The sequence below is a fragment of the Nocardia sp. NPDC127579 genome, from assembly GCF_042672005.1.
Classification (GTDB): Bacteria; Actinomycetota; Actinomycetes; order Mycobacteriales; family Mycobacteriaceae; genus Nocardia.
This window is the reverse complement of sequence record NZ_JBHXVZ010000002.1, coordinates 271735-283137: the sequence shown is the minus strand read 5'-3', so window position 1 is coordinate 283137 and position 11403 is coordinate 271735. Positions and strand designations below refer to the sequence as shown.

The 11403-nt window shown below is 68.1% G+C and carries 9 protein-coding genes and 1 pseudogene; 6 read left to right on the top strand and 4 right to left on the bottom strand.

Annotated elements, in window-relative coordinates:
• The first annotated feature begins 150 nt into the window (after nt 1-150).
• A complete protein-coding gene (locus ACFVMC_RS08895; RefSeq protein WP_379208335.1) occupies nt 151-915 on the top strand; it encodes a CPBP family intramembrane glutamic endopeptidase in 765 nt (254 codons plus the stop codon).
• 33 nt (nt 916-948) lie between these two features.
• Here the strand turns inward: ACFVMC_RS08895 and ACFVMC_RS08890 are convergent.
• The 3 genes and pseudogenes from ACFVMC_RS08890 to ACFVMC_RS08880 form a co-directional block, all read right to left on the bottom strand.
• A pseudogene (locus ACFVMC_RS08890) lies at nt 949-1701 on the bottom strand (alpha/beta fold hydrolase); the annotation flags it as partial.
• 89 nt (nt 1702-1790) lie between these two features.
• The gene (locus tag ACFVMC_RS08885) at nt 1791-2975 is read right to left on the bottom strand and encodes an NAD(P)/FAD-dependent oxidoreductase (protein WP_379208334.1); all 1185 of its coding nucleotides are present in this window, start codon (nt 2973-2975) and stop codon (nt 1791-1793) included.
• A gap of 88 nt (nt 2976-3063) precedes the next feature.
• Nucleotides 3064-6186, bottom strand: coding sequence for a BTAD domain-containing putative transcriptional regulator (locus tag ACFVMC_RS08880; RefSeq protein WP_379208333.1), 3123 nt, complete (start codon nt 6184-6186; stop codon nt 3064-3066).
• A gap of 147 nt (nt 6187-6333) precedes the next feature.
• On the opposite strand from ACFVMC_RS08880, the gene ACFVMC_RS08875 reads away from it, so the two are divergent.
• From ACFVMC_RS08875 to ACFVMC_RS08860, 4 genes are all read left to right on the top strand, one after another.
• Nucleotides 6334-6810 (top strand): DUF1772 domain-containing protein, encoded by a 477-nt coding sequence (locus ACFVMC_RS08875; protein WP_379208332.1) that lies wholly within the window; start codon nt 6334-6336, stop codon nt 6808-6810.
• A gap of 25 nt (nt 6811-6835) precedes the next feature.
• Nucleotides 6836-7234 (top strand): PPOX class F420-dependent oxidoreductase, encoded by a 399-nt coding sequence (locus ACFVMC_RS08870; RefSeq protein ID WP_379208330.1) that lies wholly within the window; start codon nt 6836-6838, stop codon nt 7232-7234.
• Between the two features lie 137 nt (nt 7235-7371).
• Entirely contained in the window at nt 7372-8574 is a 1203-nt protein-coding gene (locus tag ACFVMC_RS08865) for a family 2 encapsulin nanocompartment cargo protein terpene cyclase (RefSeq protein ID WP_379208328.1), read from the top strand.
• A gap of 105 nt (nt 8575-8679) precedes the next feature.
• Nucleotides 8680-9600 carry an esterase/lipase family protein gene (locus tag ACFVMC_RS08860; RefSeq protein ID WP_379208326.1) on the top strand — a complete coding sequence of 307 codons (921 nt, stop codon included), beginning with the start codon at nt 8680-8682 and terminating at the stop codon, nt 9598-9600.
• Between the two features lie 12 nt (nt 9601-9612).
• Here ACFVMC_RS08860 and ACFVMC_RS08855 read toward each other — a convergent pair whose 3' ends face one another.
• Nucleotides 9613-9882 (bottom strand): hypothetical protein, encoded by a 270-nt coding sequence (locus tag ACFVMC_RS08855; RefSeq protein ID WP_379208325.1) that lies wholly within the window; start codon nt 9880-9882, stop codon nt 9613-9615.
• A gap of 100 nt (nt 9883-9982) precedes the next feature.
• On the opposite strand from ACFVMC_RS08855, the gene ACFVMC_RS08850 reads away from it, so the two are divergent.
• The gene (locus ACFVMC_RS08850) at nt 9983-11353 is read left to right on the top strand and encodes a DoxX family protein (protein WP_379208323.1); all 1371 of its coding nucleotides are present in this window, start codon (nt 9983-9985) and stop codon (nt 11351-11353) included.
• The last annotated feature ends 50 nt before the right edge of the window (nt 11354-11403 follow it).

Here is an 11403-nt window from a genome sequence, read left to right as displayed (position 1 = left end):
AATCGGTTCCTGTCCGAACTTCGGAGGACGTCCCCGTGCGCCGAATGCGGTATCAGATCGATGTCAGGCCGGTGTCAGCTGACCTCGGGACCGTATGTACAGCCGGACCAATCCGGCCCCATTTCCGGTCGGATTCCAAGGAGAGACCACATGGCACGCGTATCCGTCGATCGGCTGCTGGCCGACCGTCACTCCCTGCCGCTGTCGATCGCATTGCATCTTGTTCCCGGCGTCCTGATCGTCGCCGTCTACTTGCTCGTCGGCGACCCCTTCATCGACGCCATCGGTTATCCGAGCCTCCTGGGCTGGGCGATCGCCCTGTGTGCGGTGCTGATACCGATCCTGTGCGCGCTGCTGTGGCTGGGGCGAAAACGAAACGGCCGCTTCGCATTACATGGCGTACTTCGCTACATCGACAGACCTGTTCCGCGTGGGAAGCTGGTGGCGATGATCATCCCGCTCATGGTGTGGATGACGGTGTTGAGCCTCGCGACGGCGCCGGTGAACAGATTCTTCCTCGGCTTTTTCGCCTGGGTTCCGTATTCGGACGTCGGCGGCAGCGCCACCAAGTTTCTCGACGGCTACTCGTACTCGACCATGCTCACCACGATGCTGATCTGCCTGCCTTTGACCGGCATCGCACTTCCGCTTATCGAGGAGCTGTACTTCCGCGGTTTCCTGCTACCTCGCATCGCTCACCTGCGCGGCTGGGCCCCGGTGGTCAGCGCGGTCTTGTTCTCGCTGTACCACTTCTGGTCACCGTGGGTGTTCGTGTCGCGGGTGATCTTCATGCTCCCGGGTTTCTGGCTCGCCTGGCGGCACCGCGACATTCGGATATCGATCGGGATGCACGTCGGAGTGACCTCGGCCATGGCGGCTTTCGCCGTCGTCGCCGTCGCGTTGCACCTCCTCTGAGCACCGGATGAACGCCTCGATCGCCGCCGCCACCTGAGGAGCGTGGGTCAATGCCAGGGAATGGTCCGCGCCCTCGACGATCACTTCGCGGCGGCGCGGCAGCCATTCCGAAATGAGTTGCCGCACTTGGGCGAACCACGGGCCGCTCGCCGTGCCGCCGATGTAGAGCACCGGCTGGGTTATTCGGGTGGCGTCGGCGGCGCTGAACGTCCAGGTCAGCAAGGCCGGTAGATCGACACCGAAGAACGTGCCCGCATCCTGTTCCAGCCGTGCGACCGAACCCGGTAGCAGCTGTTCCATCTCCGCGCGCCACGTCGGCCCGACGAGGATCGCCATGAACCGCTCCATGGCTACCGACGGGCCGTGCCGCCGGTAGGTGTCGACGAGTTCTCCGCACACCCCGCGGAATTCGGACGCGCAGGGCGCGTGCACCGGAGGCGGCTCGATCAACGACAGGCTACGCACGCGCGCCGGCGCGGTGACCGCCAACTGCATGGCGACCGCGCCACTGTAGGACAGCCCGACGATGTGCGCGCTCCGCACACCGAGGACCGCCAGCAACCGCTGACAATCGAGAGCGTCCCGCGCGATCGACCCGGGCCCGTCGGCGGAACTGCTACCCGCATACCCCCGCCGGTGATACAGGATCGTCCGAAATCCGGCCAGCCGCTCGGCCATCGGCCGGCACTCGTCGGCCGTGGCCGCGGTTTGAATCAGCACGACCGGCTCGCCGCTGCCGCGCACCTCGACCTCGAGGTCCGCGCCCGCGATCGCCACTCGATCCATGTCGACACCTCGTCGTCTCGACCCCGTCTCACCGTCGAGTCTATTCCGGGGGTTGGTTCCAGCTGTCGATCCACCGGGCTTTCGATGCCCTACGCGACCGTGGCTGCGTCCGCACGCTGGGCCAGCAACTCGGGCCGGTGCTTACCGTCCTTGAACCAGCGGTGCGAGCCGGGCTTGCGCGCCTCGGTGGCCAGGTGTTTGATGCCCGCTTCGCACGCGAATTCCTTGAGCTTCTTGCCGACCGCCCCGCCGAAGTACAGCCGCCTGGGGGTCTCGTTCTTGTGGCCGAGCTGGTAGATCCCGGCGTCGCGGCCGAAGCTGACGCACATGGCCGGGAACGACATGTCGATCGGCGCGGGCTCTTCCCCGGCGATCCGGTGCAGCAGGGTGTCGGCGGCGTGCGCGCCCAGGCAGTACGCGGTGTACGCGCTCATCCGGAAGGGCAGATCCGAGGGCGCCGAGGAATCACCGGCCGCGACGATGCGGTCGTCGTCGATGCTGGTCAGTGTTTCGTCGGTGCGCAGCCGGCCGATGGCATCGGTGCTCAGGCCGCTGCGGACGGCCAGGTCGGGCACGCTGAAGCCTGCCGACCAGATCGTGACCGCGCTCGGCAGCGTCCGGCCGTCGGCCAGTTCGACCGCGTCGGCGGTCACGGCGGTGACGGCCGCGTCGGCGCCTTCGATGACTGTCGCGCCGAGCGCGGCGAGGTACCGGTGGGCGGTGCGCCGCGCCTTGGGGTGCAGGTACGGCACGAGCGCGCCACCGCAGATCAAGGTGACCCGGCGTCCCTGTTCGGCCAGTTCCGCGGCGGTCTCGACGCCGGCCGGGCCGCCGCCGATCACCGTCACCGGCGCCGCGAGCGGTGTATCGAGCAGGACCGACCGGACCCGCTGGGCCGCCTCCAAAGTCGCTACCGGATAGGCGAATTCGGTTGCCCCCGGCACCGTCGAAACGGCACTGCCACTGCCGACCGCGTACACCAGGTAGTCGTAGCCGATGGCGCTGCCGTCGGCCAACAGCACCTGGCGCGCGGCGGCGTCGATCCGGGTGACGCTGCCGACTACCGACCGAATCTCCTCGGCCAGGACGTCCTGGTAGTCGACGACTCCCTCGTGGGTGCCGCCCGCCACCTGGTGCATGCGCAATCGCGGCACGAAGACCTGGCGCGGATTGATCATCGTCACCGCCACGTCGGCACGCTGGGTCAGGCGATTGGCCGCCATGACACCGGCGTAGCCGCCACCGATCACGACGATCTCGTTCTTGGCGTTCATGTCCGTCTCCTTCGCTCGGGGTTCGGACACCAGACACCGCGTCGCTCCGAGTTGTGACAGCGGGTGTCGCAGGTCACAGGTGATGGTGTCAGCCGACGCAGAGCCGCGCCAGGCGGTCGGCGGCCTCGGGCGGCGCCAGATCGGCGCCCGCGCGGTACGCGGCGTCGTAGTCGGCACGACCGAGCCGCTGGACGAGTTCTTCTGTCAGACAACGCAATTCGGTGTCGCCGTGGTCGTGGGTGCCACGAATGGCCTGGCTGAGGCCGAGGGCGGTGGCAGCACCCGCCGGGTCGTCCTCGAGGTGCAGCAGTCGCGACAGGAGATAGGCGGCCGTGGGGGTGTCGAGGTGCGCCTGGACAGCCTGGAGTGCGCGGGGCAGCAGTGCGCGGGCACGGGGCGCGTCACCGGCGGTGAGCAAGGTGGCCACGCGCGCGGGCAGGAAACGGTCGGTGGCCCGGCCGGGCAGCTTGCGGGCCAGGGTGTCGATGCGATCCAGTTCGCGTTCGGCGTGTTCGACGTCGCCGGAGCGGCGGTGCAGTTCGGCCAGGGCGCTGAGCACCTCGATCCGCAGGATCGGCTGGCCGCTCCGCCGCGCTGCGGTCTCGGCGGACTCGATGTCGTGGCGGGCGCCGGCCAGGTCGCCGGCGCGCATGCGTTCGGTGGCGAGCCCGAGCCGGGCGCTGATCTCGTCCTGCGACCCGAGATCGGCGGCGATCGCGACGCTGCGGCGGTAGGCGGCGATCGCCTGGTCGTGGTCGCCGTCGACGGCATGGGCCTGCGCCAGGCCGTACAGCGCTTTCGCCGCCCACCACCGATCACCCAGTTCCTCGAACAGGTGCAGCGCGCTGGTCAGCGCGGTGACATAATTCGCCCGGTCACCGCGGGCGCGGTGCCAGATGGCGTCGATCATGAAGGTGCAGGCGATCGCCCAGCGATCGTGTTCACCACGCACCCGGGCGATCTCGGTCTCGGCCAGCTCGTCCAGGCCGTGCATCGGGGCCATCACCAGCACGATCGTCAGCAGCATCGGATACCGCCGCAGCGCCTGTGTGCGCTGACAGTCCTCGAGCAGGACGCGCAACCGGTCGGCATCGAGCGGACCGCCGCTGACCTGATGGATCGCGGTGAACGCGGCGCGAGCCGACGCCGGGAGCGCGTCGCCCAACTCGGCCACCTTCGCGAGGTAGCCGTCGGCCCGCGCGTCGTAACGCACCATGACCCAATACCAGTACAGCGGTCCGAGAATCCGGGCGGCGCTCGGGGCGTCACCGCACTCGACGGCGGAGTGCAGTGCGAACACCAGGTTGTCGTACTCGGAGTGGAACAGCCGCAATGCCCGGTCCTGCTGATCCGAACGCAACAGCGGCTCGTGCTCCTGCGCCAAGTCGGCGAAATACCGGGTCGACCGGTCGAGCGTCGCCTCGAATTCCCCGGCCAGCCGCAGCTTTTCCGATGCGTGGGCCCGGATGGTCTCCAGCATCCGGTAGCCGTCGCCGGCCTGCACCACGATGGACTTGTCGACCAGAGAGTCCAGCAGATAGACGATTTCGTCCGCGGGCAGCTCGGTGTCCGCGCAGACCGCTTCGATCACCGCCGCGCCGGCGCGCGCCGGAAATATGGACAGGCGACGAGCGAGCGTCCGTTCCGGCTCCCCCAGGAGCTCCCAGCTCCATTCGATGACGGCGTGCAGGGTTTGCTGCCGTCGCTCGGCGGTCCGGTTCCCGGTGCTGAGCAATCGGAAGCGGTCATCGAGCCGTTCGGCGATCTGGTCGACCCCCATGCTCCGCAGGCGCGCCGCGGCGAGTTCGAGTGCGAGCGGCAGTCCGTCCAGGCGCCGGACGATGTCCAGGATCGGCGGTGTAGTCGTCGCGTCCAGGACGAGGCCGGGCCGCACGGCGGCGGCTCGGTCGAGGAACAACTGGACGGCGCCCGAGTCGGCGGCCCGATCGGCATCCGCGGGCAGGTCGAGCGGGCCGAGGCGGCACAGTGTTTCACCCATGACCTCGAGCGGTTCCCGGCTGGTGGCCAGGATGGTGAGGTAGGGCTGGCGCTCGAGCAGGTGCCCGGCGAACTCCGCGACCGGTCCGGAGATCTGCTCGCAATTGTCCAGTACCAGTACACCTTCGTCACCGGCGAGCAGCGAGACCACCCGCTCCAGCGGCGACCCGACCGGCTGGGCCTCGGCGACTGCGACCGCGCCCAGCACCGCCTCGATCAGTCCGTCCGGGGTGTGCACGGCGGCCAGCGAGACCAGCCAGACTCGGCCGCGCTGATGGGCGCGGTGCCGGCTCACCGCGCCGATGGCGAGCCGAGTCTTGCCCACTCCGCCGGGTCCCACGATGGTGACCAGCCGGGCGCCTTCCAGCAGCCCGGCCAGCGATTTCAGCTCGTCGGTCCGGCCGACGAAGCTGGTGAGCTGGGCGGGTAGTCGACCGGGCAGCACCGCCGAGGGGACCGGCGCGGGTTCGGGACTCGCCAATTCGCCGCGCAGCACGGCCAGGTAGGTATTGCGCAGCTCTTCGCAGGGGTCGACACCCAGTTCCTCGGCGAGCGTGCCACGGACCGCTTCGAAGACGGCCAGCGCGTCGGCTTGGCGGCCCGCCGCGTGCAACGCCCGCATCCGCAGTCCGGCCAGCCGTTCCCGCAGCGGATGGACGGCCGCGACTGCCTCCGCGTCGGCGAGGATCGCGCCGTGGCGTCCGAGCTGGAGCTCGGCCTCGAAGCGGTCTTCGGTTGCGCCGACCCGCAATTCGTCGAGCCGCGCCCCGGCGGTGCCGGCGAACGGAATCTCGCGCACGTCGGCCAGTGCCTCGCCGCGCCACAGCGACAGCGCCTGGTTCAGCAGCGCGGAGGCCGACGCGAAGGCCCCCGCGGCCAATTCCCGACCGCCTTGTTTCGCGAGTTGCTCGAACTGGGTCGCGTCGACCTGCTCGACGCTCAGGCGCAGCCGATAGCCGCCCGGCACCGTTTCCACGACCGCGGCCCCCGCCAGGGCTTTGCGAAGGCGGTGCACCTGTGCGTGCAGCGCGTTGACGGTGCCGCCGGTCGATTGGTCGCCCCACAGACTGTCCAGCAGCGAATCCACCGACACCACTTCGCTTCCGGCCAGTGCCAGCCGGGCCAGCAGCGCGCGCACCCGGGTGCCCGCGAGCTCGATCGGCGCGCCATCGTCGGCGTACGCCAGGACCGGTCCCAGCACCTCAATCCGCATGCCCGCCAGGTTATCCAAGCCGCTCGCCCTGGGCGAAAGCGCTCGACGCACCCCGTTGATCTAGCAGCGCTAGACAATCTAGCTGTAGCCTGTTACCGTTGCTCCAGTTCCTAGCGCTGCTAGAACTCAAGCGGAAGGAAGCTCGAAATGCTCATCGTCACCGGCCAGATCATCGCCATCGCAGCCGTTCTCGCCAACGCCATCGTCTACGGCACCGACGTCTGCGCGGCCGTGATCACGCGGTCGGTGAATCGCAAGCTCGATGACGCGACCATGACCGTGAGCGCGGGGTGGGGCCACTACTACGGCGACAAGCGCATGCCGTTCGCCGGCATCGGCGGTGTGATCACCGCGGTACTCACCCTGCTGATCGCACTGTGGGCCGGGCAGATCGGCGCCGCGATCGCCGCCGGCATCACGGTGACGGCACTGCTGAGCTGGCTCGGCGTCTATGTCCGCGTCGCCAAGCCGATCAACACCCAGCAGACGGCCGCCGCGCACAGCGGCGTCATTCCGCCCGATGCCCGTGCGCTGCAAGACAAGTGGGACAGCATGCTGAAGTACCGAATCTCCCTGCAAGCCATCGCCGTCGCCGGACTGTGCGCCGCGCTGGTCCTGCTCTGATATCGAATACACCAGGAGTAACGACATGACCTACACCAGCAATGAACAGCGCTTCCTCGCCGAGGCCGGGCTCGGCCGCCTCGCCACGGTGTCACCGGACGGCGTGGTGCAGAACAATCCGACCGGCTACCGGGTGAACGCCGACGGCACCATCGATATCGGCGGCATGCGGATGCGCGGCACCCGCAAGTTCCGCAATATCGAGGCGGGCAGCCGGGTGTCCTTCGTCATCGACGAGCAGGTTTCGCTGGACCCGTACGTGATTCGCGGCATCGAGGTGCGCGGTCGGGCCGAGGCGCTCGACGACGCGGAACCGCCCTACCCGCATCAGGAGCGCGCGATCATCCGCATCCACCCGGACCGGATCATCTCCTGGGGCATCGACGGTGATTCCTTCGACTTCACCAGCCGCGGCACCCGGTAACCGCGACCGGTCCGAACCGGGCGTGTCGGATCCGCCGGATTGCGCAATCGCCTGCGGCACCGCGCGAGACGGCCGATAGTCGAGGTATCGCGTTCTGTGTTGTCCCTGCCCCATGACTCCGTGACGGGAGAAATGCTGTGACAAGTCTCGACAACAACCGACACACCTACCTGCTGGATGGGCCGCGCGGCCTGGGCACCGAGCTGGCCACCAAGTTCTCCACGGCACACCGGGACGAGCCCGAACCGGCGTCGGCCCCCAGGTCGGCGACCGGCTTGCGGCAGCCCGGCGATTCGGATAACTCCTTGGGCGAGAGCGCGTTTCGCATGCCCTTCCGGCATCCGGCAGCCGAGCTCGAGCCCTATCGGGAACTGGAGTGGGGTGATGGCTCCGCGCCCCCGCTGTACTGCCCGCCGGTCACCCGGGTCGATGACGACCTCGCCGATCGGATCGATGACCGGCTCGCGACCTGGGCGCAGTCGATCGGATTCACCGACGAGGAATTGGAGAAGCTGCGCCGGACCGGCTACGGGCGGCTGGTCATGTTGACCCACACCGATTCCGATGATCCGGACCGTCTGCTGGTCCCGGCCCAGATGAATACCGCCTGGTGGATGGCCGACGACTACTATGCCGACGATTCGGCGCTCGGCGCGGATCCGACCCGGCTGCCGCAGCGACTCACCTTGGCGATGGCGGCGCTGGATCCGCTGCCCGACGCGGGCGAGTTCACCACACCGCTGGATGAGGTGCTGCGAGAAGACAAGGTGCTGCGCGCATTCGGTTCGGCGATCCAGAATCTGCGCGCGCACGCCACCCCCGCCCAGGTGCAGCGCGCCTGCTACTCGACATTCACCATGTTCGTCTCGTGGACCGCCTACGCCGCGTGGCGGCACACCGGCGAATCACCCACCGCCTGGGAGTATCTCGCCGCCCGCCAGCACGACACCTTCTATACCTCGATGACGCTGATCGACCCGGTCGCCGGATACGAGGTGCCGGCCAACCTCTTCTACGACGACCACGTCCGGCAGGCCGCGTTCCGCGCGGGGACCGCCGCCGTCCTGGTCAACGATCTGTTCTCGGTCAAGAAAGATGCCGCCGACGAGGTACCGGTGAGCAATATGGTGTTGCAGATCGCGGCCGATCGCGGCTGTTCGCTGGCCGAGGCGACCGAGGTCACCGTCGACCTGCACAACGATATGGTGCGGCAGTTCGAAGCCGACCATCGCGCGCTGCGCACCGTCCCCTCCCCCGAACTCCAACTGTTCCTGCGTGGGGTTCGCGACTGGATGGGCGGCTCCTTCGAATGGCACAACACGAATCCGCGCTACCGCTAGACGGCGTCGGGCTACGCCAAAACGGCTCCCTGCGACCAGAACCCGCGCTAGAGTCCCTCCCCGAAAGACAGAACTGAAACACGTTCTACCGGGGAGGAACTCGACATGCCACAATGGCGAATCGGAACAGTGCTGTGCGCGGCCGCATTGGCGATCGGCCTGGGCCCCGGGCCCGCGCACGCGGAACTACCGGTGGAATACAGCCCGCTCAGCGGAATCCGCGCCGAACTTGCCGATCCCGGCGGCTCGCTGCCGGGCAGCAACAACTGGGACTGCGAACCCAGTGCGGCGCACCCGAATCCGGTGGTGCTGGTACACGGCGGCGCGGGCGCGGGCGCGCAAACCAACTGGGGCACATACACTCCGCTCCTGGTCAACGAGGGCTACTGCGTCTTCGCCCTGACCTACGGCGCCCTCGACGTGCCCTGGCCGGCCTCGGCGCTCGGCGGGATGACCGGCACGCCCGAGCAGAACGCCCGCACCATCGGCGATTTCATCGAGCGGGTGCTGGGCGCGACCGGCGCCGAGCGGGTCGACATCCTCGGCCACTCCCTGGGCACCCTGCTGCCGAACTACTACGCGAAACGATTCGGCGGCGCGTCCCGCATCGACCGGTACGTGTCCCTGGCTCCGGTGTGGCAGGGCACTTTCGGCGATCAACTCGCCACCGCTCGCGAGTACGCCGCCCGGCTCGGCGCGAGCTCCGCCCTGGAAGCGGCGCTCAACGCCCAGCCCACCGGGAAGGAAGCGCAGACCGGCTCGCCGCTCATGATCGACCTGCATTCCGACGGGATGTACGTCCCCGGGATCACCTACACGAATATCGTCACCACCCACGATCAGGTCGTTCTGCCGTACACATCCGGACTGCTGCCCGGCGACGGGGTGACGAATATCGTTCTGCAAGAAGGATGTTCCCGGAATACGGTCGATCACCTGGGCATCGTCGCCGATCCACGCGCGGGCGCCCACGTACTCAACGCACTCGACCCGCAGCACCCGAGACCGGTGCCCTGCACCGGGTAGGGCGACTTCGACTCAGTGGCCGTGCCGGTGGCGGTGGCGATACCGGTGCCGATGCCGGTCGCCACTGTCGGTCTTGTCCGAACACGACAAAGCTCCCACATCGTTCGCGCCGCTCTTACACGGGTCGTCAGCGTCGGTATTCTCGCCGTGCGCCAGGACCGCGCCGGTCGTCCGTGCCGGGACGGGCGATATCTCGGCCACCGAGAGAACGGTCGCGGCGACCAGTGCGGCTGCGCCGATCAGCGCGGCCAGCCCGGCCCGGGATCTCGTACTTCGGAACATGCGGTCTCCTCGGATGACGGCTTCCACATCTGCGTCCAGCTACCGTACAGCAAACAACAACGGTCACCGTGCGACGAGAAACTCTCGAGGTGAAGCGACGATGCTACGTACGAGCAGCCCGATCCAGACCCTCCCCGACCTGACCGGCGACCACCCGCCGAGCGGCCCGGACGACCCGGATCCGGCGCCACCGGCACCATGGAATCCGTTCACCCGCATCGCATTCCGGTTCTGCTTTCTATATTTCGGGCTGTACTGCCTCCTGTACCCGCAGTTGCTCACGGACCTCACCGGCTGGCTCGGTTCGCTCGTCTCGCCGCTCGACGATCCCTCGACCTGGCAACTGCGAATGCTGCAACCGGCACTGGAGTGGGTGGGGCGGCATGTGTTCGGCGCGACCGAGGTCCCCCTGGCGACAACCGGCGGCCGCGACCAGCTCATCTACTGGGTCCTGCTGTTCTGCCTGCTGCTGATCGGCCTCGTGGGCACTGCGGTCTGGACGCTGCTGGACCGGCGAGCCGAGTACCGGCGCCTGGCCGGTTGGTTCTTCCTCTTCATCCGCCTGTGCGTAGCGGGTGCGATGATGAATTACGGTCTCGCGAAACTGATTCCGACCCAGATGCCCGCACCGCCGCTGCACACGCTGCTCACACCGTACGGTGACTTCACTCCACTGGATGTGCTGTGGAATCAGGTCGGCGTGTCGATGCCCTACCAGGTGCTGCTCGGCACGGCCGAGGTGCTGGGCGGTGTCCTGCTGCTCGTGCCGCGGACCAGGGTCGCGGGCGCACTCCTGGTCATGGTCGACATGGCCATGGTGTTCGTCCTGGATCTGTGCTTCGACGTGCACGTGCGGACGTTGTCCGGGCACCTGCTGCTCATGTCGCTGGTACTGCTGGCGCCGGAGGCGCGCCGACTTGCCGACGTGCTGCTGCTCGACCGGCCCGCTGGCGTGTCCACCGCACCGTATCCCTTCCACACCAGGCGATCCCGGCGGATCGGCGCCACCGCGCAGGTGCTGCTCGGCATCTGGATCACTACCGCTTTCCTGCCCGCGAGCCTCGACTACTGGCGCGAGCAACATCCGCCGAAGTCGCCGGTACACGGCATCTGGACCGTCACGGAGTTCACCCGGAACGGGGTCGGCATCCCACCGTTGACCACCGATCGAAACCGCTGGCGCAGGCTGGTTTTCGATGAGCCGGGCTGGGCCACCTATCAGCGGATGGATGACAGCTTGATCGAGGTGCGGGCCACGATCTCGCAGAGCCGCATCGAGCTGTTCGCACTGGGCGGCACCGACTCGAGCCCGCTGGCGAGCTTCACCTACCACCGGACGGTAGCGGATCTGCTGCGCCTGGAAGGCACGTTGCAAGGCCATCCGGTGACGTTGACGTTGGAGCGCATCGACGAAAATCGATATCCGCTGCGCGACAGCACATTCGAATGGATCGAGCCGCCCGGCTCGTGAGCCGCGCCGGCACCCTCGGTGGCAGCATCTCCCGATTACCCAGCGCCGTA